At 72.9% G+C, this 22,566-nt stretch carries 19 protein-coding genes; 13 read left to right on the forward strand and 6 right to left on the reverse strand.

Annotation, left to right across the window (positions count from 1 at the left end):
- Positions 1-18 precede the first annotated feature (18 nt).
- Positions 19-696 (forward strand): PDZ domain-containing protein, encoded by a 678-nt coding sequence (locus tag L3078_RS35585; RefSeq protein ID WP_239758031.1) that lies wholly within the window; start codon positions 19-21, stop codon positions 694-696.
- Between the two features lie 47 nt (positions 697-743).
- On the opposite strand, the gene L3078_RS35590 is transcribed toward L3078_RS35585, so the two are convergent.
- Positions 744-1,499, reverse strand: a complete 756-nt coding sequence (locus L3078_RS35590; protein ID WP_239758032.1) for a phosphodiesterase — start codon at positions 1,497-1,499, stop codon at positions 744-746.
- A 114-nt stretch (positions 1,500-1,613) separates the two neighbouring features.
- Here L3078_RS35590 and L3078_RS35595 point away from each other — a divergent pair, with 114 nt between their 5' ends.
- From L3078_RS35595 to L3078_RS35605, 3 genes are all read left to right on the forward strand, one after another.
- The gene (locus L3078_RS35595) at positions 1,614-2,234 is read left to right on the forward strand and encodes a LysE family translocator (protein ID WP_239758033.1); all 621 of its coding nucleotides are present in this window, start codon (positions 1,614-1,616) and stop codon (positions 2,232-2,234) included.
- A gap of 226 nt (positions 2,235-2,460) precedes the next feature.
- On the forward strand, positions 2,461-3,534 hold the full coding sequence (locus L3078_RS35600; RefSeq protein ID WP_239760591.1) for an aminopeptidase P family protein: 1,074 nt from the start codon (positions 2,461-2,463) through the stop codon (positions 3,532-3,534).
- A 95-nt stretch (positions 3,535-3,629) separates the two neighbouring features.
- Complete coding sequence (locus tag L3078_RS35605; protein ID WP_239758034.1) at positions 3,630-4,577, forward strand: aminoglycoside phosphotransferase family protein; 948 nt, start codon at positions 3,630-3,632, stop codon at positions 4,575-4,577.
- 146 nt (positions 4,578-4,723) lie between these two features.
- On the opposite strand, the gene treZ is transcribed toward L3078_RS35605, so the two are convergent.
- Positions 4,724-6,469: a malto-oligosyltrehalose trehalohydrolase gene (treZ, locus tag L3078_RS35610; protein WP_239758035.1), complete on the reverse strand. Its 1,746-nt coding sequence runs from the start codon at positions 6,467-6,469 to the stop codon at positions 4,724-4,726.
- A gap of 225 nt (positions 6,470-6,694) precedes the next feature.
- On the opposite strand from treZ, the gene L3078_RS35615 reads away from it, so the two are divergent.
- The 3 genes from L3078_RS35615 to L3078_RS35625 all read left to right on the forward strand — a co-directional run bounded on the left by L3078_RS35615 (position 6,695) and on the right by L3078_RS35625 (position 9,250).
- Complete coding sequence (locus L3078_RS35615; protein WP_239758036.1) at positions 6,695-7,246, forward strand: DUF1707 and FHA domain-containing protein; 552 nt, start codon at positions 6,695-6,697, stop codon at positions 7,244-7,246.
- Between the two features lie 193 nt (positions 7,247-7,439).
- Positions 7,440-8,846 (forward strand): M14 family zinc carboxypeptidase, encoded by a 1,407-nt coding sequence (locus tag L3078_RS35620; RefSeq protein WP_239758037.1) that lies wholly within the window; start codon positions 7,440-7,442, stop codon positions 8,844-8,846.
- Positions 8,843-9,250: an SSI family serine proteinase inhibitor gene (locus L3078_RS35625; protein WP_239758038.1), complete on the forward strand. Its 408-nt coding sequence runs from the start codon at positions 8,843-8,845 to the stop codon at positions 9,248-9,250. The genes L3078_RS35620 and L3078_RS35625 overlap by 4 nt, the downstream gene beginning before the upstream one ends.
- A 107-nt stretch (positions 9,251-9,357) precedes the next feature.
- Here L3078_RS35625 and L3078_RS35630 read toward each other — a convergent pair whose 3' ends face one another.
- From L3078_RS35630 to glgX, 3 genes are all read right to left on the reverse strand, one after another.
- The gene (locus L3078_RS35630; protein WP_239758039.1) at positions 9,358-10,611 is read right to left on the reverse strand and encodes a M14 family zinc carboxypeptidase; all 1,254 of its coding nucleotides are present in this window, start codon (positions 10,609-10,611) and stop codon (positions 9,358-9,360) included.
- Positions 10,612-10,783: 172 nt separating this feature from the next.
- Complete coding sequence (gene treY, locus L3078_RS35635) at positions 10,784-13,108, reverse strand: malto-oligosyltrehalose synthase (protein ID WP_239758040.1); 2,325 nt, start codon at positions 13,106-13,108, stop codon at positions 10,784-10,786.
- A gap of 180 nt (positions 13,109-13,288) precedes the next feature.
- Complete coding sequence (gene glgX / locus L3078_RS35640) at positions 13,289-15,418, reverse strand: glycogen debranching protein GlgX (protein ID WP_239758041.1); 2,130 nt, start codon at positions 15,416-15,418, stop codon at positions 13,289-13,291.
- Positions 15,419-15,745: 327 nt separating this feature from the next.
- Between glgX and L3078_RS35645 the strand changes: the two genes are divergently transcribed.
- The 3 genes from L3078_RS35645 to L3078_RS35655 all read left to right on the forward strand — a co-directional run bounded on the left by L3078_RS35645 (position 15,746) and on the right by L3078_RS35655 (position 18,325).
- Positions 15,746-16,993 carry an SAV2148 family HEPN domain-containing protein gene (locus L3078_RS35645; protein WP_239758042.1) on the forward strand — a complete coding sequence of 416 codons (1,248 nt, stop codon included), beginning with the start codon at positions 15,746-15,748 and terminating at the stop codon, positions 16,991-16,993.
- A 127-nt stretch (positions 16,994-17,120) separates the two neighbouring features.
- Entirely contained in the window at positions 17,121-17,843 is a 723-nt protein-coding gene (locus tag L3078_RS35650; RefSeq protein ID WP_239758043.1) for a 3'-5' exonuclease, read from the forward strand.
- Positions 17,840-18,325: a GNAT family N-acetyltransferase gene (locus L3078_RS35655; protein WP_239758044.1), complete on the forward strand. Its 486-nt coding sequence runs from the start codon at positions 17,840-17,842 to the stop codon at positions 18,323-18,325. The genes L3078_RS35650 and L3078_RS35655 overlap by 4 nt, the downstream gene beginning before the upstream one ends.
- 55 nt (positions 18,326-18,380) lie before the next feature.
- On the opposite strand, the gene L3078_RS35660 is transcribed toward L3078_RS35655, so the two are convergent.
- Complete coding sequence (locus tag L3078_RS35660) at positions 18,381-19,244, reverse strand: phosphotransferase enzyme family protein (protein ID WP_239758045.1); 864 nt, start codon at positions 19,242-19,244, stop codon at positions 18,381-18,383.
- Between the two features lie 144 nt (positions 19,245-19,388).
- Between L3078_RS35660 and L3078_RS35665 the strand changes: the two genes are divergently transcribed.
- The 3 genes from L3078_RS35665 to L3078_RS35675 are packed head-to-tail and all read left to right on the forward strand — an operon-like array spanning position 19,389 to position 22,449.
- The gene (locus L3078_RS35665) at positions 19,389-20,336 is read left to right on the forward strand and encodes a carbohydrate ABC transporter permease (RefSeq protein WP_239758046.1); all 948 of its coding nucleotides are present in this window, start codon (positions 19,389-19,391) and stop codon (positions 20,334-20,336) included.
- A complete protein-coding gene (locus L3078_RS35670) occupies positions 20,333-21,166 on the forward strand; it encodes a carbohydrate ABC transporter permease (RefSeq protein WP_239758047.1) in 834 nt (277 codons plus the stop codon). Before L3078_RS35665 ends, L3078_RS35670 begins: the two co-directional genes overlap by 4 nt.
- Complete coding sequence (locus L3078_RS35675) at positions 21,166-22,449, forward strand: ABC transporter substrate-binding protein (protein WP_239758048.1); 1,284 nt, start codon at positions 21,166-21,168, stop codon at positions 22,447-22,449. The genes L3078_RS35670 and L3078_RS35675 overlap by 1 nt, the downstream gene beginning before the upstream one ends.
- Positions 22,450-22,566 lie beyond the last annotated feature (117 nt).

Raw genomic sequence — 22,566 nt, forward strand, 5'->3', positions numbered from 1 at the left:
GCCGGAGGTGGCGACACCATGGAACAGACCGCGTTGCGGCCCAAGCCCATGCCGGGCGGAGAGTCCGGCGGCGACCGCCCGCCCGGCACCGCCCGGCGCCCGCACGCCGCGCCCCGCCGCGCCCGGCAACGACTGATCACCCTGCTGCTCGCCGTGGCCACCTGCGCGGCCCTCGTGCTGTCGGGCGTCGGGCTCGGCACGATGGGCGCCTCGGTGATCGGCATGAGCAGGCTCGCGGAGCTGCGGGAGGCGGCGTCGGGCACCTCGCGTGCGTCGGGCGTACCGGGTGTACCGGCTGTGCCGGGTGTACCGGGTGTGCCCGCCCGCCCGGACGCCGACGGCCGCGCAGGTGACCATGCCGTCCCCAAGTCGGGCCAGGCAGAAGGGAGTTCGGCGGGCGCGGTCATCGGCGCACCCACCCGCCCCACTCTCGGCATCGAAGCCGTCGACGCCCCCGGGGGCGCACGAGGCGGTGGCGCGCTCGTCGTCGGTGTCCACGTCCCCGGCCCCGGCTACACGGCGGGTCTGGTCCGGGGTGACACCGTCCTCGCGCTGGGCGGCACCCGGACCGGCTCGGCCTCCGATCTCGCCCGGGCCGTCACCGCCGCGCGCCCAGGAGTGGCCCTGAAGATCCTCGTCCGGCACGCGAACGGCACCCGGCAGCACCTGGTCGCCGTACCCGGCGTCGTGACCTGACGGACCCTCGCCACCTCCCCGGCCCTCCCCGTCCCTCCGCCGAACGCCTACACGGCGACCCTGAAATGGCTGGTCAGCCGCCCCTCGTCGTCCAGGACGTGGAACGCGAGCCCGGGAGGTGCCTCCCGGTCCGCGACCGCGTCCCCCTCCCAGGGGAGCCGCAGCGTCCAGGTGACCCCGGGGCCGACGACCAGCGGACGCCCGGCGAAGGTGGTCGCGGCCGGTGTGTGGGCGTGTCCGGTGATGATCCCCGCGATCTCCGGCCGGCGGGCCAGCAGGCGGCCGAGCTTCGCGGACTGGCCCAGTCGGTACCCGTCCGGCAGCGGATGGTGCAGGGCCGCCGGCGGGTGGTGGAAGGCGAGCAGGACGGGCCGGTCGCCGTCGAGTCCGTCCAGGGTCTCCTCGATCCAGGCGTAGGTCTGAGCGTCCAGCTCGCCCTCGTCCTGCCCCGGGATGCTGGAGTCGCACATCAGTACGGCGGCGTCCGCGAAGACGTGCACGCTGTTGACCGGCCCGTCGGCGGGCGGCTCCCCGAGCAGCGCCTTGCGGTAGGGCGCCCGGCGGTCGTGGTTGCCCGGGCAGGTCAGCACCGGGAAGGGCGCCCCGCCCTCGCGCAGCCCGAGCAGGCGCGCCGCCTCCTCGTACTCGGCCTCCGTGCCGTGGTCCGCGATGTCCCCGGTCACCAGGAGCGCGTCCACCCGACCCGGCAGTCCCCACAGCACATCCCGTACCCGCTCGGCCCGCCGGGTGGCCCGGTCGCTCCCGTCCAGATGCAGATCACTGATGTGCGCGAGTACGAGCATCGTCGTACGCCTCCCTCGGGGCGTTGCCTTAATGGAACGCTCGAATCCAAGCATTAGTTCTAATGGCGAGGCAACCCGCAAGCATTAGTGGGGTGAGGGTGGCACGATGGCGGGATGCTGAGCAGCCTTCTCGCCTTTCTCGGCGCCTGTGCCCTGATCGCCGCCTCGCCCGGCCCCAGCACGGTGCTGATCATCAAGGAGTCCCTGCGCAGCAGGCGCGCCGGCTTCCTGACCGTGCTCGGCAACGAGACCGGGGTCTTCGTCTGGGGCGTCGTCGCCGCGTTCGGTCTGACCGCGCTGCTGGCCGCCTCCGAGCTGGCGTACGACGTGATGCGTATCGTCGGCGCGGTCGTCCTCGTCGTCTTCGGCGTCCAGACCCTGTGGCAGGCACGCCGTACGAAGGGGCCGTCGGAGAACGTGGGGGAGGCGGCCGGGAAGAGCGGCTGGGCGTCGTACCGGGGCGGGCTGCTGCTCAACCTCGCCAATCCCAAGGCGGCGATCTTCGCGCTGTCGTTCCTGCCGCAGTTCGTGCCCGAGGGCGCGCCCCATCTGCCCACCATGGTGGGGCTCGCCGCGCTGTGGGCGGTCTTCGAGATCGGCTACTACGGCCTCTACGTCTGGTTCGTCGGCCGGATGAAGGCCCTGCTGTCGCGCGCGGGGGTGCGCCGGCGGCTGGAGCAGGTCTCCGGCGGCGTGTTGCTGCTCCTCGGCGCCCGTCTCGCGCTGGAGAGCTGACACCGGGCTGTACGACAGTTGACGCCACGCGCCAATCGGCTCGCGTGCGCTGCGACGGAGGGGCAGGATGCTGCCCGTAGCCCCAGGGAACTCCGAGCACACGGAGGCATGGATGACCGGCACACCCAGCGACGGCCCCGCGACCGCCACGCCCGCCACCGTGCCCGAGGCCGCCTCGCCCGGTGTGCCGCCCGCCGCCTTCACCACCGACGACTACCGGGCCCGGATGCGGCGCGCGGCGCGAGCCGCGGCGGACGCCGGGCTCGACGGGCTGCTGGTCGCGCCCGGCCCGGACCTGGTGTGGCTGACGGGACACCGGCCGCCCGAGACCGAGCGGCTGACGATGCTGGTGCTGCGCGACGGCGCGGACCCGGTGCTGGTGGTGCCCACCCTGGAGGCCCCCGACGCCGCCGAGGCCCCCGGCGGACCCGCGCTGGTCCTGCGGGACTGGACCGACGGCAAGGACCCCTACGAGGCGGCCGTCTCCGTGCTCGGCCCCCGGGGTCGCTTCGGCGTCAGCGACAACGCCTGGGCCCTGCACCTGCTGGGGCTGCAGCGCCGGCTGCCCGGCATGACGTTCCTCGCGCTCACCGAGACGCTCCCCATGCTCCGGGCCGTGAAGGACGCGGCCGAGCTGGAGCGGATGGCGGCGGCGGGCGCGGCGGCCGACCGGGCGTACGAGGAGATCCGGCAGGTGCCCTTCGCCGGGCGCCGCGAGACCGACGTCGCTGCCGATCTCGCCGACCTGCTGCGGCGGTTCGGGCACTCCCAGGTGGACTTCACCATCGTCGCCTCGGGCCCCAACGGCGCCAACCCGCACCACGAGGCCGGCGACCGGGTCATCGGGCACGGCGACATGGTCGTCCTCGACTTCGGCGGACTCAAGGACGGCTACGGCTCCGACACCTCGCGCACGGTCCACGTCGGCGAACCCGCCGCCGAGGAGCGCGAGGTGCACGACCTGGTGCGGGCCGCCCAGGAGGCGGGATTCCGCGCCGTACGGCCCGGCGCGGCCTGCCAGGACGTCGACCGGGCCGCCCGCGCGGTCATCACCGAGGCCGGGTACGGCGACCGCTTCATCCACCGCACCGGGCACGGCATCGGCGTCACCACCCACGAGCCGCCGTACATGATCGAGGGGGAGGAGCGGCCCCTCGTGCCCGGCATGTGCTTCTCGGTCGAGCCCGGCGTCTATCTGCCGGGCCGTTTCGGAGTCCGCATCGAGGACATCGTGACGGTCACGGAGGACGGCGGCCGGCGCCTCAACAACACCCCCCGGGAGATGGCGATAGTCGACTGACCCGGCGCCGACCGGCTCTCCCGCTCACGCTCTTCAGCTCCTGCTCACGCTCTCCCGCTCCCCAGATCTCCCGAACCCCGGACGACGGCGCGACCATGACCCAGGCACCGACACCCACCGCGGACAGCGTCCGCAGGCTGGTCCGTTCCCTGCTGAAGAACGGGGAGGGCAGACCCGGCGGCAAGGGCGGCGACGGCCCCGAAGTGCGGCCCGTCGCCGGGGACGACACCCACGGCACCTGGTGGGTCGGCACCCGCCATGTGCTGCGCCTCGCGACCGACCGGCACGCCGTCGGGCGGCAACGACGCGAACTGCGGCTGCGGGACCTGGTCCGTCCGCACATCGGCGTCGCCGTCCCGGTGAGCGTCGCGCACGGGGAGTGGGCCGGCGGGCTCACCTACACGCTCGACACGCGGCTGCCCGGCGGCACGGCCGAGGAGCACGAGGTGTCCGCCGTGGGCGAGGCCGATCTGGCGGCGCTCCTCACGGGGCTGCGCGAGGTGCCGCAGCGGCAGGCCGAATCGCTCGGGGTGCCCCGGCTGGCTCCGCGCCTGCTGGAGGGGTTGCGTACGGCGGCGGCGCGGGCGGCGAGCGAGCTCGCCGAGGCCGACGAGTTCGACGCGGCGCGGCTCGGGCAGCTGACGCCGGCGACGGCGGCGCAGCTGGCGGCGCCGGGCGCGGTTCTGGTCCACCACGGGCTGACCGGTGACCATCTCGTCGTCAGTGCCGACGGTCGGGTGCGGGGGGTGCTGGGCTGGGGCGACGCGGCCGTCGGTGACCCCGCCGAGGACATCGCCGGGCTTGCCGCGGCCGTCGGCTCACCTGCGGCGGTGCGGGCCGCGACGCTGGCCGGGTACGGGGCGCGGCCCTGTCTGCGGGGGCTCTGGCTGGCTCGCTGCGACACGGTCGTTCGATTGGCCGAGGGTTTGCGGGGGCGTGGGGTTGGGGCGCGGCCGCCGGTGCCGGTGCTTCGTGATCGTCTGCGGCGTACGTGGGAGCCGATTCTGTTGGAGCGGGTGACCGATTTGCGGGGTGAGGATTGAGGAGCCGGCCGGTGTGGGCTGCGCCCGCCAGCTCGGGGGCGCGTGTCGGACGGCGGCTGCGGGTCGTGTGGGGCTGATCGCGCAGTCCCCGGCGCCCCTTGAGGGCCTGCGGCCCCCAGGACCCGCGCCCTCGCGCCGTGCTGTGTTCACTCCGCCGTCAGGATCACGCACGACTCGCCGCCCAGGGTCAGTGAGCCGTCGGCGCCCGGTGGTTCCGCCGGGTCCCAGGAGGCCAGGACGTGGGCGTGGGGGACGCCCACCGGGATGGTCGTCGTCTGCTTGCCCAGGTTCAGGGCCACGAGGATGTCGCCCCGGCGGAAGCCGAACCAGCGGGTCTCCTCGTCGTGGGCGACCTTGACGTCGGAGAGGTCGGGGTCGGAGAGGTCGGGGTGGGAGCGGCGGAGGGCGATGAGGGTGCGGTACCAGGACAGGACGCGGGCGTGGGGCTCGCGTTCGGGTTCGGACCAGTCGAGGCAGGAGCGGTCGCGGGTCGCCGGGTCCTGCGGGTCGGGGACGTCCTCCTCGGCCCAGCCGTGCTCCGCGAACTCCCGGCGCCGGCCCCGCCGTACGGCCTCCGCGAGCTCCGGATCGGTGTGGTCGGTGAAGAACTGCCACGGCGTGGACGCGGCCCATTCCTCGCCCATGAAGAGCATCGGCGTGAAGGGTCCGGTGAGGACGAGCGCCGCCGCGCAGGCCAGCAGACCGGGGGAGAGGGTCGCCGAGAGACGATCGCCCTGGGCGCGGTTGCCGATCTGGTCGTGGGTCTGGGTGTAGCCCAGCAGCCGGTGCGCGGAGACGCTCGACCGGTCCAGGGGGCGGCCGTGGCGGCGCTCCCGGAAGGACGAGTACGTGCCGTCGTGGAAGAACCCGCCCGTCAGGGTCTTCGCCAGGCCCGCTGGACCGGCGTCCGCGAAGTCCGCGTAGTAGCCCTGGGACTCGCCGGTCAGCGTGGTGTGCAGGGCGTGGTGGAAGTCGTCGTTCCACTGGGCGTGCAGGCCCAGGCCGCCCTGGGCGCGGGGGGTGATCAGGCGCGGGTCGTTGAGGTCCGACTCGGCGATCAGGAACAGCGGTCGGCGCACCTCCTCGGCGAGGGCGTCCACCGCCGTGGACAACTCCTCCAGGAAGTGCAGCGCGCGGGTGTCCCTGAGCGCGTGGACCGCGTCCAGCCGCAGCCCGTCCAGGCGGTAGTCACGCAGCCAGGCGAGCGCGCTCTGCAGGAAGTACGCCCGGACCTCGTCCGAGCCGGGCGCGTCCAGGTTGACCGCCGCGCCCCACGGCGTGTGGTGCCGCTCGGTGAAGTACGGCCCGAAGACGGGCAGGTAGTTGCCGGACGGGCCCAGATGGTTGTGCACGACGTCGAGGACCACACCGAGGCCCAGCCCGTGCGCCGTGTCCACGAACCGCTTCAGCGCCTCGGGACCGCCGTACGGTTCGTGCACGGCCCACAGCGAGACGCCCTCGTAACCCCAGCCGTGCGTCCCGGGGAAGGGGCACAGCGGCATCAACTCGACGTGGGTGACGCCCAGTTCGACGAGGTGACCGAGGCGTGCGGCCGCCGCGTCCAGGGTGCCCTCGGGGGTGTACGTGCCGACGTGCAGCTCGTAGAGGACCGCGCCCGGCAGCCCGCGCCCGGACCACTCCGCGCGCCAGGTGTACCGCCCGTGGTCGACGACAGCGCTCAGCCCGTCGGGGCCGTCCGGCTGGCGGCGCGAACGCGGGTCGGGGCGCACCGGGCCGTCGTCGACGGCGAATCCGTACCGGGTGCCGTCCTCGCCCTCCGCCTCGGCCGTCCACCAGCCCGGTCGCTCCGGGTCGCGCTCCATGGCGTGCGTGGCGCCCGCCCGGTGGAGGGTCAGTCGGTCGGCCTGCGGTGCCCACACCTCGAACTGCACGGAACGGTTCTCCCTCGGCTGCCGGTCGTGGTCCTGGGTAGTCAGGGGGTTGCCCGTCCATCGTGCGGCAAACGAGATCGGCGCGCGCTCGGATCGGTGCTTTTCACCACGCGAGTCGTGGCGCCCTCCCGCATGTCTGCCGCACGTCCGCCCGCATGTCCGCGGATGGTCACCGTTTACGGGTTGTCTGGACACCTCCCGCCCCGCTGACCGACAATCACCAGCGTGACGTCGTCCTTCGAGTTCCACACGTACCCCGCGCGGCTGTCGGACGCGGAGCGCGACCGCGCGCTGAGGGTGCTCCGTGACGGCGTCGCGCTGGGCCGCCTGTCCCACGACACGTTCATCCGGCGGATGGAGCTGGCGCTCACCGCCCGCCGCTCCGACGAACTCGCCGCGCTCACCGCCGACCTGCCCGCCGAGAACCGCTGGTCCCGGCTGGTGCTCGGCACCGTCGGCGCGGTGTCCGGCTTCGGCGTGAAGCTGCGCCGGGCCTGGCAGGCCGAGCGGCTCCCCAAGCTCCAGCTGCCGCACCCGGCGGGCGGCCACGCCCTGCGCATAGGCCGCGACCCGGCGAACGGGCTCCGGCTCAGCCACGAGACGGTCTCCCGGGTGCACGCCGAGCTGAGCCGGCAGGGCGGCATGTGGATCCTGCGCGACCTCGGCTCCACCAACGGCACCACCGTCAACGGCCGTCGGGTGATCGGCGCGGCCGTCGTCCGCGACGGCGATCAGGTGAGTTTCGGCCGCATGGTCTTCCGTCTCTCCTCGCAGTGACCTTGTGACGGGCCCCACGGCAAAGCTCTGGCCTGGGATTTACCCAGCGAGTTTGTCAACTTCCCTCCCGTTCCGGAGTGTTGACGTACGTTCTCGGCCATGACTGACTGTGGTGACACCATGCACACCAGGTGAACCGACGGCACCACATTCGTGGAGGTGTGCCCTGCCGCCCCTCCTCCGCTACCCGACCGTGGACGAGCTGACCGCCCGCGCCGCCGCCCTCGTCGCCCGCCATCCGCACCGCGCCCGACTGCGCCGCGTGGGCACCTCACGGGCGGGCACACCGATGTGGCTGCTCTCCGTCGGACACGGCACCCGCCACACCCTGATCGTCGCCGGCCCGCACGCCAACGAGCCCGTGGGCGGCGCCACCGTCCTGAGGCTCGCCGAACGGGCGCTGGCCGACCCCCGGTTGAGCGAGGCCGCCGACACCACCTGGAACCTGCTGCTGAGCCTCGACCCCGACGGCTCCCGCCGCAACGAGGGCTGGCTGCGCGGCCCGTACACCCTCGGCCACCACTTCCGGCACTTCTTCCGCCCCGGCTTCCTCGAACAGCCAGAGTGGCTGCCCGACGGCGCGGCCGGCGCCGTGCTGCCGGAGACCCGCGCCCTGCTCGACCTCCAGGACGAACTGCGGCCCTTCTTCCAGTGCTCCCTGCACGGCGTCGACGTCGGCGGCGGCTTCGTCGAACTGACCCGGGACCTGCCGGGCCTCGCCGAGCGCGTGGCCCGCATCGCCGCCCGCCTCGGCATCCCGCGCGAGCTGCGCCCGTACGACACCCTGTACTGGCCCTGCCTCGGCCCCGCCGTCTACCGCATCCCACCCCCGCGCCGGGGCGATCTGGCCGCCGCCATCACCGAGGCGGCCGTCGAGTCCACCTGGTTCCACCCGCACCGCCACGGCACGGTCACCGCCGTCGTCGAGGCGCCGATGTGGGGCGTGGCCGCCGTCGAGGACGACTCCCCGGCGCCGGACGCCGACGCCGTGCTGCGCACCGTCAGCGGTGTCCTGCGCCATGACACCCGGCTCCTGGAGGACCTCCTCGCCCGCGTCCGCCCCACGGTGAGCGGCACCCCGGACGCGGCCCGGCTCCTCGCCCCGGTCGACGACTACGTCCTGGTCGGGCCGGGCCTCGCCGACTCCTGGGACCCCGACGTCCACGACGGCGCCGCCCGGCCGCTGCCCGCGCTCGACACCGCCCGGCTCACCACCCTCGCCATCTCCGGCCGCCGGGTCGCCCTGCGCACCGCCGGACTGCTGCACCAGCTGGTGACCCGCGCCGGACACGACCCGACCGGCGCGCTGCCCGAGCTCGACCGCCTGATCGACGCGTGGTGCGCCGACTACCGCGACGGCTACGGGGCCCGCTGGATCCCCGTCGCCCGCCAGGCGGAGTACCAGGCCCGTGTGGTCCTCGCCGCGTTCGAACTGGCGGCCGGGCGTCCGCACTTGGCCGGGCCGCCCGCCCCGCAGCCGCCCTGCCCGGACCCACGTGCGGAATCCCGCGCGGAATCCCGTGCGGACACCCGTGCGGACTCCCATTCGGGTGAGCAGGGATGGAGTTCCGAGCCCGCCGTGCCGATGCACCGGGAATGACGAACCCCACCCTCGCGGTACGCGGCGGCCTGCTCGCCGCCCTCGCCCTCCTCACCCTCGGCGCCTCGGCCCCCGACCGGACGACCGCCGTACAGAGCGACTGGCTCTACGTCACCCTCACCCGGGGCGACGCCCGCTCCTCCGACACCCGCGGCACCCTCCTCCTCTGCGACCCGCCCCAGGGCCACGGCCGTGCCGCCCAGGCCTGCGCGGAACTCCGGCGGACCGAGGGCGACATCACCCGCATCCCGCACCGCGACACCATCTGCACCGAGATCTACGCCCCCGTACGCGCCACGGCGGAGGGCCAGTGGGGCGGCCGCCAGGTCGCCTACGAGCAGACCTTCGCCAACCCCTGCGTGATGGCGGCCCGCACGGGGGCGGTGTTCGCCTTGTCGGACTGATGACCACCGGCTCTTCGAGGGGCGCGGGGAACCGCGCGACGAGCCACGACGCACCCGCACTCGCCCGACGGCATGACGAGGCAGCCCAGTAGGCGAATCAAGCCGCCTCAGCCCTCTACCCCACCCCGCGCACACACCGCCGCCGCCAACACCGTCCGCACCTGATGCTCGACCTGGTCCCCCACCGGCACCCACCGCGCACGGAACCGGTCGGTGAAGGACTCGCACCACTCGGCGACGAGCTCCTCCAGGAGGGGCGCCCCCGGGTCGTCGGCCTCCCTCAGCACCCGCAGCAGCATCGCCGCCGCCCGCAGCGGAAGCCGCCGCCCGAACGCGTCCACACTGCCCACGTACGCCGTCGACAGATCCGGCGGCGGCCCGTCCCGCCAGTCCCGGGCGAGCCCCGGCACCAGCGCCAGCGCCCACCGGGCGGCCCGCAGCAGCGGTCCCTCGGGACCCGGCAGCCGGGGCAGCGCCTCGGCGAGGACCCGCTCCACCCGGCCCGCGTCCGTCACGAGCCGCCGGGCCAGGTGCCGCAGCGCCGCCGCCGGGGCCGGATGCGGGGCGGTGTCGTCCACCAGGTCGCTCGCCCACATCGGCACCTCGACGACCGCCGTCAGACCGCCGTACCGGTGGGCGTGGTACCAGGTGCTGTGGCGCGCGTCGTCCGGCATGCTCGGGTACGCCGCGAGGCCGCCGGGCCGTGGCATCACGAACACCCCGGGCCCGGACACGGGCCAGCCGGCGGCGTCGGACGCGCCTCGCTCCACCGGTATGCCCAACTCCGCCGCCGACTTGGCGAACGGCTCGGCGAGCCCCGGCACGTCCTTCGTCAACTGCACCCAGCTGCCGCCCAGATCGGTGCCGTGCAGGGTCACCTGGAGGTAGGGCCGCACCTCGTCCAACACCCCCATCAGGGCGTACGTCTCGGGCGGCAGCCGGTCCGGCGGCAGCACGGACGGCGACCACTCCGGCTGCTCGGGGCCGGCCGGCCGGAAGAACCCGAGGTGGTAGTCGAGGAGCGTGCGCGGCAGGGGAGTGGTGTGCAGGCTCGCCCCGTCCGGGTCCGCGCAGAGCACGAAGTGCCAGGACACATCGGACCGCAACGACCGTTCCCGCAGCACCCGTTCGGCCAGCGCGAGCACGGTGGAGCCGCCGGTCGGCTCATTGGCGTGGGCGCCCGCGACGACCAGGACGGCGCGTCTCGCGTGCCCCACGGACAGCAGCCGCAGCGGGCGGCCGGCCCGTGAGAAGCCGATGCTCCGCAGCGCGCACAGCCCTGGTCGACGGACCGTCAGGGTTCTCGCGGCCGCTTCCAGTTCAGCCACCGTGGGATAACCGAGCTCCGACAGCAGACCCACCCCCGTCCTGTCCGCCTGGCACCGGAGTCCGCACGCCCGGCCGGGCCGAGCGGGGGACGTACCCAGTGTCGCCGCGCCGAAGGGGCGGCTCCCAGGGGCGCCCGGTCGCATTCACCGTCACCCGCTACGGGAACCGTCACTCCCGCCGCCTGCCGGGGCAGGAGAGGCATCCTCACGCGCCGACCCGCTCCAGCAGTGCGACCGGCAGGGCCCCGAAGAGCTCGGCCAGCCGCACCTCGCCCGTGAACTCCCGCTCCCCGCCCAGCACATCGGCCCATCGCCCGGCGGGCAGCGTGAGCCGGGTGTCGCCCCAGCCGCCGGCCTCGGCCAGCCGCAGCGACAGCCGGGTCACCGCCGTGACCACCTCCCCCGAGCGGGCGAAGGCCACACAGTGCCCGGCAGCCACCCCCTCCGCCGCCAGCGGCGCGTACGTCGCCGCCTCCCCGAAGACCTCCGGCTGCCGCCCGCGCAGCCGCAGCGCCGCCCCGGTGAGCCGGAACTTCTCCGACGCCTCCTCGTGCGGTGCGAAGGCCCGGCGGTTGTCCGGGTCCACCAGGGCGCGGTACTCGGCCTCCGTCCCCTGGTACACGTCCGGCACCCCCGGCATCGTCAGCTGCACCAGGGCCGCGCCGAGCGCGTTCGCCCGCACATGGGGCGCCAACTCCTCGCGCAGCGCGGCGACCCGGGCGTCCAGGGCCGGCCCCCGTGCGACGAAGTCCGCCACCTCCCGCTCGTACGCCGGGTTCTGCTCGGTCCAGGAGGTGTGCAGCCCGGCCTCCCGCACATGCTTCAGCAGGGCACCCTGAAGGCGCTCCTCGGCCGCGGGGCCGAGCCCGAACGCCGTCTGCCACGCCGCCCACGCCAGCTGCGGATCCGGTACGTCCGCGCCGTCCTGTGTCACCTCCGCCACCAGGTCGGCCCACCGCTCCGGGCACTGCGCGAGCACCGCGATCGCCGCCCGTACGTCCGCGCTGCGCTTGGTGTCATGCGTCGACAGCACGGTGCCCGTGGCAGGCCAGTCGCGCTGGACCCGCGCGCAGTAGGCGTGGAAGTCCTCCGGCGACACGGCCGGGCTCCCCGGATCGCCGCCCACCTCGTTCGCCGACAGCAGCGGAACGTAGCGGTAGAACGCCGTGTCCTCCACCGACTTCGCCCGCAGCGCCGACGAGGTCTGCGCGAACCGCGCCCGGAACTCCACATGGTCCGGCTCGTCGCTCCGGCCCAGCACCAGATTCCGCACGGCGTCCACCGACCGGGCCTCCTCGGGCACCACGAACAGCGCGCGTGCCTCGGCCGCGGCGTCCTCGGTGACGACGCGGGAGGCGTCCTCGGAGGCGTACGGCCGGTACACCTCCATCCGCGCGAGCAGCTCGCACAGCGCGGTGCGCAGCGCCCACGGCGCCTGGTCGCGCAGGGAGAGATCGGGGGAGCGCTCGCACAAGCGGTGCGCCACCCGGGTGAGCCGTTCCACCTCCGCGACCAGCTCGTGCGTGAGCACCCGGTACGCGGCCCGCCGCACGGTCGCGTCCCACTCCCCGCCCCGGTCGGACTGCGCCGCCGTGAACCGCTGGTACTGCCCCAGCAGTTCACCCGCTCCCGCCGGTTCGGTGAACAGCCCGTCGACGTGCCGCAGCGCGTCGTAGCCGGTGGTCCCCGCGACCGGCCACGCCCCGGGCAGCGCCTCGCCGTCGGCCAGGATCTTCTCGACGACGGTCCACCGCCCACCGGTCGCCCCGTGCAGCCTGCGCAGATAGGCGTCGGGGTCGGCGAGCCCGTCGGGGTGGTCGATCCGCAGCCCGTCGACGACCCCCTCGTGCAGCAGCTGGAGGACCTTCGCATGGGTCGCGTCGAACACCTCCGGGTCCTCGACCCGCACCCCGATCAGCTCCGAGATGCTGAAGAACCGCCGGTAGTTCAACTCCGTACGGGCCAGCCGCCACCACACCGGCCGGTACCACTGCGCGTCCAGCAGCTGCGGCAGCGGCAGCTTCTCGGTGCCCTCCCGCAGGGGGAAAACATGGTCGTAGTACCGCAGCTCCCGCCCGTCCACCACGAACTGCTCGATCTCCGCGCCCAGCGGCCCGCCGAGCACCGGCAGCAGCATCCGCCCGCCCTGCGCCTCCCAGTCGATGTCGAACCACCGCGCGTACGCCGACCCCGGCCCCTCCCGCAGCACCTCCCACAGCGCCCGGTTGTGCCGGGGCGCCATGGCCATGTGGTTGGGCACGATGTCCAGGACGAGCCCGAGCCCATGGGCACGCGCGGTCCGCGCCAGCTCCCGCAGCCCCTCCTCACCCCCCAGCTCCTCCCGCACCCGCCCGTGATCGACCACGTCGTACCCGTGCGACGACCCGGGCACGGCCTCCAGCACGGGGGACAGGTGCAGATGGGAGACACCGAGCGAGGCGATGTAGGGCACGGCGGCCGAGGCGGCGGAGAAGGGAAAGTCGGGCTGGAGCTGGACCCGATAGGTGGCGACAGGCACGACAGAGGTCATGAAGTCCTACGTACCCGCCAGACGAGCTTTGGAGCACCCTGACACGCGACGACGCCTGCTGCTTTTAGGGGCGCGGGGCTGTATCGATGTGCGGCTCCGCCGCGTGGGCGCGACCAGCCACACACGGCTCGCACCCCGCAACGAACAGCCACCCCGCACGGCGAATGCCGCAATCCACATCTACGTCGGCCTCCGGAACACCACCAGACTCCGGTCCACCAACTCCACCCGCTCCCCGGCCGCCACCTTCACCCCGTCCACCGGCACCGCGTCCTCCCGCCCCGTGTCCACCACCATCTGCCACTGCGGCCCATGGTTGACCGGCACCACGAACTCCAGGGACTGCGCGGACGCGTTCACCATCAACAGGAAGGAGTCGTCGCTGATCCGCTCACCGCGCGGACCCGGCTCGGAGATCGCGTTCCCGTTCAGGAAGACGCTCAGCGCCCCCGCCTGCGTCGAGTCCCAGTCCCGCTGCGTCATCTCCCGCCCGTCGGGCGTGAACCACGCGATGTCCGACAGCTCGTCGTGCGTCCCCTCCACCGGCCGGCCGTGGAAGAAGCGGCGCCGCCGAAAGACCGGATGGTCCTTCCGCAGCCACACCATCGCCCGCGTGAACTCCAGCAGATCCCCGAACGGCGCGTCCTCGTCCCCGTCCTCGCCGGACGGCCACGGCACCCAGGAGATCTCGTTGTCCTGGCAGTACGCGTTGTTGTTGCCGCCCTGGGTCCGCGCGAACTCGTCGCCGTGGCTGAGCATCGGCACGCCCTGCGACAGCATCAGCGTCGCGATGAGGTTCCGCATCTGCCGGACCCGCAGGGCCGTCACCCCGGGGTCGTCCGTCTCGCCCTCGGCCCCGCAGTTCCAGGAGCGGTTGTGGCTCTCGCCGTCCCGGTTGTCCTCCCCGTTGGCCGCGTTGTGCTTCTCGTTGTAGGAGACGAGGTCCCGCATCGTGAAGCCGTCGTGGCAGGTCACGAAGTTGATGGAGGCCAGCGGGCGCCGTCCGTCGTCCTGGTAGAGGTCGGAGGAGCCGGTCAGCCGGGACGCGAACTCCGCGAGCGTGCGCGGCTCGCCCCGCCACAGGTCCCGCACCGTGTCCCGGTACTTGCCGTTCCACTCGGTCCACAGCGGCGGGAAGTTCCCCACCTGGTAGCCGCCCTCGCCGACGTCCCAGGGCTCGGCGATCAGCTTCACCTGGGAGACCACCGGGTCCTGCTGGACGAGGTCGAAGAACGACGACAGCCGGTCCACCTCGTGGAACTGCCGGGCCAGGGTCGCGGCCAGGTCGAAGCGGAACCCGTCGACATGCATCTCGGTGACCCAGTACCGCAGAGAGTCCATGATCAGCTGCAGCACGTGCGGAGACCGCATGAGCAGGGAGTTGCCCGTGCCGGTCGTGTCCATGTAGTAGCGCGGATCGTCGGTGAGCCGGTAGTACGAGGAGTTGTCGAGACCCTTGAACGACAGGGTTGGACCCAGGTGGTTGCCCTCGGCGGTGTGGTTGTAGACCACGTCGAGGATGACCTCGATCCCGGCCTCGTGCAGGGCCCGGACCGCCGACTTGAACTCCAGCACCTGCTGACCCCGGTCGCCCCAGGAGGCGTACGCGTTGTGCGGGGCGAAGAAGCCGATGGTGTTGTAGCCCCAGTAGTTGCTGAGGCCCATGTCGGCCAGCCGGTGGTCGTTCACGAACTGGTGCACGGGCATCAGCTCCAGCGCCGTGACCCCTAGTTCGGTCAGATGTTCGATGATCGCCGGGTGGGCGAGCGCCGCGTAGGTGCCGCGCAGCTCCTCGGGCAGCCCCGGGTGCCGCATCGTGAGGCCCTTGACGTGGGCCTCGTAGATCACCGTGTGGTGGTACTCGGTGCGGGGCCGCCGGTCGTCGCCCCAGTCGAAGTACGGGTTGACCACGACCGAGGTCATCATGTGCGGTGCCGAGTCGAGGTCGTTGCGCTCCTCCGGCGCCCCGAAGTGATAGCCGTACACCTCCTCGCCCCAGGTGATCGAGCCGCTGATGGCACGTGCGTACGGGTCGAGCAGCAGCTTCGCGGAGTTGCAGCGCAGCCCCCGCTCCGGCGCGTACGGGCCGTGCACACGGAAGCCGTACCGTTGCCCCGGCATCACGCCGGGCAGGTACGCGTGCCGCACGAACGCGTCCGTCTCGCGCAGTTCCACCGCCGTCTCGGAGCCGTCGTCGTCCAGCAGACACAGCTCTACTCGGTCCGCGGCCTCCGAGAAGACCGCGAAGTTGGTACCGGCGCCGTCGTACGTTGCGCCGAGCGGATACGCCTGTCCAGGCCAGACCTGCATGGATACGACTCTTCCAGTTGTCGCGCGCCACTGGGGGCGACTCCGGGGGGAGTCTCCCCCAAACTGATGCAACCTCCTAGGACATACGTCCCTCATGCCCAGCGATGGACACTTCGTGACGCTCCGAGGACCACCGGTGTCGGTCCCGGTGGCCCGATCGCTATGAATCGGCTCACTCCTCGCGCGGTGACACCCCGGAACGGGCAGGTCGCGTGCGGTAGTTGAGCAACGACCTGTCCATCCGGCTGTATCGTCACCCGCTACCGGAGTACCCTTCCTTGATCGTTGCGTAGGGGTGAGCTCGGGGGAGCGGAAGGCGGTGCGTGGGTGGGCTCGGGAGGGCTGGAGTTGCCTCCTGGTGACGCGGGCGACACGGGTCACGAGGGGGACCCCACGGATGTCCCACCCGGCGCGGTGTCCCTGGCGCGGCCGATGGAGCGGGGCTCCATCGGCCCGGAGCTGGACTGGAACGCCGACGCCTGGCTCGAAGTGCGTACGCGCGCCCAGCGGGCCGGCCGCGCCTACATCTGGCTGAACCTCGTCGAACAGCGGCTGCGCGCCGTGGTGGCCGCCGTGCTGCGGCCCATCTACGAGCCCGTCCACGGCGACGACTGGGTGGTCGCCGCCGCCGGACCCGCCGGACAGGAATGGGTGCAGCGGGCCGTCGCCGTCCGCGAGGTCAGCCGCCGCAAGGGCTATCTGCTCGACCCGGCCGACGACAACGTGCTCAGCTTCCTGACCCTCCCGCAGCTGCGCGAGCTGATGGTGCAGCACTGGCCCTGCTTCGAGCCGTACGTCGACGAGCGGCGCGACGTGGAACTGGCCCTGGACGAGCTGGAGGTCACCCGGAACGTCGTCTCCCGCAACCGGGCCCTCTCCGAGGCCGTCCTCGCCCAGGCCGAGCGCGCCTCCGCCAAGCTGCTGGAGATCCTGGGCGCCGGCAGCGACGTGCCCTCCGCGCGCCGGCTGCCCGTCGACGCGGTCGAGGACCTGATCGGCGACCGGTACGCGGACGTCGTCGGCGTCCACCCCGACCGGGTGCGGCTGCTGCGGCAGTTCCCCGCCGAGGACCTCTTCGGCGGTGCCCGCCGCCTCGACGCCATCGGCATAGGCCTGAACCTCCTCGTGCAGAACTTCTCCGGGCGGCGGCTGGTGCGGCTCGCCGAGTCCGGCTGCCGGGTGCGGCTGCTCTTCCTCAACCCCGCCTCCAGCGCGGTGAAGCGGCGCGAGCGCGAACTGGGCATAAAACGCGGGGAGTTGAGCCGTGCGGTGGAGATGAACATCCTCCATATGCGCCGGGTCCGCTCCAAGCTGCGCGACCCCGGCGCCTTCGAGATCCAGGTCTTCGACGAGACCCCGCGCTTCACCGCGTACCTCGTCGACGGCGACGGCTCGGACGGGGTCGCCGTCGTCCAGACCTATCTGCGGCGCACCCGGGGAATGGAGGCGCCGGTGCTCGTCCTGCGCGGCGGCAACCGGGTCCTCAAGGCGGACGAGAACGGCGAAGTCGGCCTTTTCGACACATACCGCGAGGAGTTCGAAGTGGCATGGGCGGACTCCCGACCGGTGTCGTGAACCGCGCCCCGACGCCGTGCCGAAGGGCCCGTCGCGGGGCCAAGCGGAACGCGGCCCTCGGATTGTCAGTGGCCCGTGCGATGGTGGTGGTCACTGGGGGAAAGCACCACCAAGAAGGGGGGCCAGCATGGGTTGGCACCGGCAGCTGCTGATCGGCTTCGACCTGGAGACCACCGGGACGGACCCGCGCGAGGCGCGCATCGTCACGGGTGCGGTGATCGAGGTCAAGGACGGGGAGCCGGTCGGACACCGGGAGTGGCTCGCCGACCCGGGCATGGAGATCCCGGAGGAGGCGGTGGCGGTGCACGGCATCACCAACGCCCGTGCGACGGCCGAGGGCAGACCCGCCGACCAGGTCGCCGACGCCATCGCCGACGTCCTCGTCTCCTACTGGAAGACGGGCGTCCCGGTCGTGGCGTACAACGCGGCCTTCGATCTGACCCTGCTCTCCGCCGAGCTGCGCCGGCACGCCCTGCCGTCCCTGCGCGACCGGCTCGGCGGCCTCGACCCGGCACCGGTCGTCGACCCGTACACGATCGACCGTTCCGTCGACCGCTACCGCCGGGGCAAGCGCAACCTCGAAGCGGTCTGCGGGGAGTACGGCGTCCCGCTGGACGCCGCGCACAACGCCTCCGCCGACGCCCTGGCCGCCGCCCGGCTCGCCCGTGCGATAGCCCAGCGCCACCCGAAGGTCGCGGCCCTCGGCCCGGCCGAGCTGCACCGCCGCCAGATCGAGTGGTACGCGGAGTGGGCCGCCGACTTCCAGGCGTTCCTGCGCCGCAAGGGCAACCCCGAAGCGGCCGTGGACGCGACCTGGCCGCTGCGCGAGCCGGCGGGTGAGACGGTATGACGGCCGCCGTGGTCTCCCTCCGTGAAGTCCGTGACACCGACCTGCCGTTCCTCTGGCGGCAGGCGTCCGACCCCGAGGCGCAGCGGATCGCCGCGTTCACCGGGGCGTACCACCGCGATCGTGCCCTCTTCGACGCCTACTGGGCGAAGATCCGTGCCGATCCCGGGGTGCTGAACCGCACGGTGGTCGCCGACGGCGAGGTCGTCGGCACGGTCGCGGTCTACGGCCCACCGGACGAGCGCGAGGTCACCTACTGGATCGACCGCGCCCATTGGGGCCGGGGCATCGCCACCGCCGCCCTCACCGCCCTGCTCGGCCTCGTCCCCACCCGGCCCCTGTACGCCCACGCGGCCGCCGACAACACCGGCTCGATCCGCGTCCTTCAGAAGTGCGGCTTCGTCGTCACCGGCCACGACCGGGGCTTCGCCCTGGCCCGTGACGCCGAGATCGACATGGTGGCGCTCATACTCCGGGCCGCCTGAGGAGGCACCGCTCGGATCAGAACGGATCCCGCTCGGATCAGGGATACCGCTCGGATCAGAACGGATACCAGCGGACCGTCTCGTCCCCGTCGCGCAGCGAGGCCACGCGGCGGGTGAACTCGGCCGCGGCCGCCGGATTGCTCGGCGCGTGCTGCGCCACCCACGCGCAGCTCGCCGTCTCCCGGGCGCCCCGCAGCACCGAGCAGCCGCCCCACTCCCGCACGTCCCAGCCGTAGGCCGCCGTGAAGGCGTCGTAGTCGTGGGCCGGCAGGCCGTAGCGGTCGTGGGAGAGGGCCATGACGACGAGATCGTGCTCGCGCAGGTCGCCGGAGAAGGTCTCCAGGTCGACGAGGACCGGGCCGTCCGGGCCGATGTGGACGTTGCGGGGGAGCGCGTCGCCGTGGATCGGCCCCCGGGGCAGGCGCGGGACGAGGGCGGCCGCGGCCGCCGCGAACCCGTCGCGGCGCTCACGGAGGTACGCCGCGTCCGCCGGGTCGATCGCGTCACCGGCGAGGCGCAGCCAGCGCTCCACGCCGCCGAGCAGTTCACGGCGGGGCAGGGCGAAGGGAGGCGCGGGCAGGGCATGGACCAGCCGTAGGAGTTCGGCCAAATCACGCGGTCCGGCGGGGCGTACCGGATCGGGCAGGCGGTGCCACACCGTCACCGGGTGCCCCTCGACGAGCAGTGCCTCCGCCTCGGCGGGCCGCACCGCCGGGACGCCCGCCTCGGCGAGCCAGGCGGCGACGTCCAGTTCGCGGCGGGCCCGGTCGAGGAGTTCGGCGTCGCGGCCCACCTTGACCACCAGGTCACCGGCGGCGAACACCGCGTTCTCGCCCAGCGCGAGCAGCCGCGCCGCACCGGCCGCGGCGGGCAGCACCTCGGCCGCGACCAGTGCGTCCCGGGCCCGTGCCTCGTCCATCCGTCGTCTCCCTGTCCGTACCGCCGACGCCTCAGCTCGTGACGTCGGGTTCACGCCATCCAGGGGTCAGTCTCGCATTCGCACAGGTCGAGCCGTGTGCGCGGTGCCTTGACGCCCTGTCATGACCTCAGCACCATGACGGACATGACCTTGGCGACCGCGAAGCCGAAACGCCCGCGACCGGCCAAGCGGAGCGGCCCGGCGGACGGCCGGGACCGGCGCCTGATCGACCACGGTGCCTGGTTCCTGGTGCTGCCCGCGCTGATCCCCATCCTGGTGCTGAGCGTCGGACCGCTGCTGTACGGGATCGCGCTGGCGTTCACCGACGCCCAGTCCGGCCGGACCGAGCCCACCCGCTGGATCGGCACCCTCAACTTCCAGGACTTGCTGCACGACACCCTCTTCTGGGAGTCGTTCCGCATCGGTCTGCTCTGGGCCGTCGGGGTGACCGTGCCGCAGTTCCTGCTGGCCCTCGGCCTCGCCCTACTGCTGAACCAGCCTCTTCGGCTGCGCTGGCTGGCCAGGGCGCTCGCGATCGTCCCCTGGGCGATGCCCGAGGTGGTCGTCGGCATCATGTGGCGGCTCGTCTACAACCCCGACGCGGGCATCCTCAACGAGACCGTCCGCGACCTGGGCCTCGGCGACGGACGCGACTGGCTGAGCGGACTGGCCACCGCGCTGCCCGCCGTCATACTGGTCGGCGTCTGGGCGGGCATGCCCCAGACGACCGTCGCCCTGCTCGCCGGACTGCAGAACACCCCGCGCGAACTGCACGAGGCCGCCGCGATGGACGGCGCGGGCGCCTGGCGCCGCTTCCGCACGGTCACCTGGCCCGCCATCAGACCCGTCGCCCTCGCCATCTCGGCGCTCAACCTGATCTGGAACTTCAACTCCTTCGCCCTCGTGTACGTCCTGACCAACGGCGGACCGGGCGGCCGCACCCGGCTGCCGATGCTCTTCGCCTACGAGGAGGCGTTCCGCTACGGCCAGTTCGGGTACGCGGCGGCGATGGGCTGTGTGATGGTCGCGGTGATCTCGACCGTACTGGCGCTCGTCCTGGTCGGCCGGCTGCGGCGGGGTGAGGGCGCATGAGGAGCAGCAGGGTGGCGCGCACCGGCCAGTACCTGGCCCTCGTCGCGTATCTCGTCTTTCTCGCGTTCCCCTTCCTCTGGCTGGTCTCCACCGCCTTCAAACCGGCCCGCGAGCTGGGCAGCCTCCACCCGACCTGGATCCCGAGGGACCCGACCCTCGCCAACTTCCGGCAGGCCTTCGACGAACAGCCGCTGCTGCAGGCCGCGCTCAACTCGCTGGTCGCGGCGGTCGGCGCGGCCGTCGTCGCCGTACTGATCGCGACTCCGATGGCGTACGTCATGGCCCGGCACCGCACGAAGCTGTCGCGGATGGCGACCGGGTGGGTGGTGGTCAGCCAGGCGTTCCCGTTCGTGCTGGTGATCATCCCGCTCTTCCTGGTGCTGAAGAACCTGCGGCTGATCGACTCCGTGCCGGGACTGGTCATGGTGTACGTGGTGTGGGCGCTGCCGTTCGCGCTGTGGATGCTCGTCGGCTACGTCCGGGCGGTGCCCGCCGAGTTGGAGGAGGCGGCGGCCGTGGACGGGGCCGGGCGGCTGCGCACCCTGGTGTCGGTGACGGCGCCGCTGCTGGCGCCGGGCATCGTGGCGACGGCGCTGTTCGCGTTCGTCACCGCGTGGAACGAGTTCTTCTTCGCGCTGGTCCTGCTCAAGACGCCGGAGAAACAGACCCTGCCGGTCGTCCTCACTCACTTCATCGGCGCGGAGGGCGTGGCCGACCTCGGTCCGCTGGCCGCCGCCGCGTTCCTCGCGACGCTTCCCTCGCTGGTCGTCTTCGCGGTCATCCAGAGACGGATCACGGGCGGCATGCTCGCCGGGGCGGTGAAGAACTGATGCGTGCACGACGGCTGATCACGGCCCTGCTGCTGTGCTTCCTCGTGGCCGGCTGCACGGGCGGCGAGGGAACCTCCGACGACGGCCGGATCACCCTCCGCTTCCAGTCCCTGGCCTGGCAGGAGGAGTCCGTCGCCGTCAACAAGGAACTGGTGGAGGAGTGGAACGCCGCCCATCCAGGCGTCGAGGTCGAGTACGTCCAGGGCAGTTGGGACAGCGTCCATGACCAACTGCTCACCTCCTTCGAGGGCGGTGAGGCGCCGGACATCATCCACGACGCCTCCGACGACCTCGCGGACTTCGCCTACGGCGGCTACCTCGCCGATCTGCGCGAGCTGCTGCCCGAACGGCTCAGGACGGACATCCCGCCGCACAGCTGGGAGACGACGACCTTCGGCGAGGGCGTCTACGGGGTGCCGTTCCTCCAGGAGCCGAGGGTCCTCATCGCCAACGCCACGTGGCTGCGTGAATCCGGTGTGCGGATTCCGACGCCCGCGGACCCGTGGACCTGGACGGAGTTCCGCGAGGTGGCGAAGGAGCTGAGCGGCGGCGGGAAGTACGGCGTGGCCTGGCCGTTGAAGGAACCGGTGTCGGCCACGCTGAACCTCTCCCTCTCGGCGGGCGGGCAGCTGTTCCACCGGGACGCGGACGGCAAGGTCGAGGTCCGCTTCGAGGAGGCCGACGCGGTCGTCCCGAGAACCGTGCGCGACGAGGTGAACGCCGACGGGAGCGCGCCCGCCACCACCCTCGGCATGGGCGGCTCCGACACCCTGCCCGGCTTCTTCGGGGGCCGGTACGCGATGGTGCCGCTCGGCTTCTCGTACCGTCAGCAGATCGTCCAGCAGGCCCCGGAGGGCTTCGACTGGCAGGTGCTGCCCGCCCCGGCCGGCGCGGGCGGGCTCACCCAGGGTGTCAGCCCGCAGACCCTGTCCGTCGCCGAGGACAGCCCGCACAAGGAGGAGGCCGCCGCGTTCATCGACTTCCTCCTGCGCCCCGAGAACATGGTCCGCCTCGCGCTCGGCGACTGGATGCTCCCGACCGGCACGGAGGCCCTCCGGGATCCCGCGCTGCGCACCACCGAGCACGACTGGGCCACGGGGGCCGCGCTCGCCGGGTATCTCCGGCCGGCGCCCGCGCAGTCCGTGCGCGGCTATCCGGAGTGGAAGGACAAGGTCGCCACGCCCGCGTACCAGGAGTACTACAGCGGGGCGATCGATCTGGGGGAGCTGCGGGAACGGTTGGAGGACGACGGGAACCTGGTGCTGGCGCGCTATCAGCGGTGAGCTGTGCGGGCCGGGTGGGGTGCGTTGTCGGGTGCGGGTGCGTGGGGCTTCTCGCGCAGTTCCCCGCGCCCCTGAAAAGCAGGGGCTGCGCCCCGTGCTTTTCAGGCCCGCAGGGCC

It is taken from the genome of Streptomyces deccanensis, assembly GCF_022385335.1.
In the GTDB taxonomy this organism is placed as follows: domain Bacteria; phylum Actinomycetota; class Actinomycetes; order Streptomycetales; family Streptomycetaceae; genus Streptomyces; species Streptomyces deccanensis.

What these genes read in the sequence shown, in the direction of transcription:
- L3078_RS35585 (WP_239758031.1), top strand. Translation starts at nt 19, where the DNA reads ATGGAACAGACCGCGTTGCGGCCCAAGCCCATGCCGGGCGGAGAGTCC.
- L3078_RS35590 (WP_239758032.1), bottom strand. Translation starts at nt 1,499, where the DNA reads ATGCTCGTACTCGCGCACATCAGTGATCTGCATCTGGACGGGAGCGAC.
- L3078_RS35595 (WP_239758033.1), top strand. Translation starts at nt 1,614, where the DNA reads ATGCTGAGCAGCCTTCTCGCCTTTCTCGGCGCCTGTGCCCTGATCGCC.
- L3078_RS35600 (WP_239760591.1), top strand. Translation starts at nt 2,461, where the DNA reads ATGCGGCGCGCGGCGCGAGCCGCGGCGGACGCCGGGCTCGACGGGCTG.
- L3078_RS35605 (WP_239758034.1), top strand. Translation starts at nt 3,630, where the DNA reads ATGACCCAGGCACCGACACCCACCGCGGACAGCGTCCGCAGGCTGGTC.
- L3078_RS35625 (WP_239758038.1), top strand. Translation starts at nt 8,843, where the DNA reads ATGACGAACCCCACCCTCGCGGTACGCGGCGGCCTGCTCGCCGCCCTC.
- treY (WP_239758040.1), bottom strand. Translation starts at nt 13,108, where the DNA reads ATGACCTCTGTCGTGCCTGTCGCCACCTATCGGGTCCAGCTCCAGCCC.
- glgX (WP_239758041.1), bottom strand. Translation starts at nt 15,418, where the DNA reads ATGCAGGTCTGGCCTGGACAGGCGTATCCGCTCGGCGCAACGTACGAC.
- L3078_RS35650 (WP_239758043.1), top strand. Translation starts at nt 17,121, where the DNA reads ATGGGTTGGCACCGGCAGCTGCTGATCGGCTTCGACCTGGAGACCACC.
- L3078_RS35655 (WP_239758044.1), top strand. Translation starts at nt 17,840, where the DNA reads ATGACGGCCGCCGTGGTCTCCCTCCGTGAAGTCCGTGACACCGACCTG.
- L3078_RS35660 (WP_239758045.1), bottom strand. Translation starts at nt 19,244, where the DNA reads ATGGACGAGGCACGGGCCCGGGACGCACTGGTCGCGGCCGAGGTGCTG.
- L3078_RS35665 (WP_239758046.1), top strand. Translation starts at nt 19,389, where the DNA reads ATGACCTTGGCGACCGCGAAGCCGAAACGCCCGCGACCGGCCAAGCGG.
- L3078_RS35670 (WP_239758047.1), top strand. Translation starts at nt 20,333, where the DNA reads ATGAGGAGCAGCAGGGTGGCGCGCACCGGCCAGTACCTGGCCCTCGTC.
- L3078_RS35675 (WP_239758048.1), top strand. Translation starts at nt 21,166, where the DNA reads ATGCGTGCACGACGGCTGATCACGGCCCTGCTGCTGTGCTTCCTCGTG.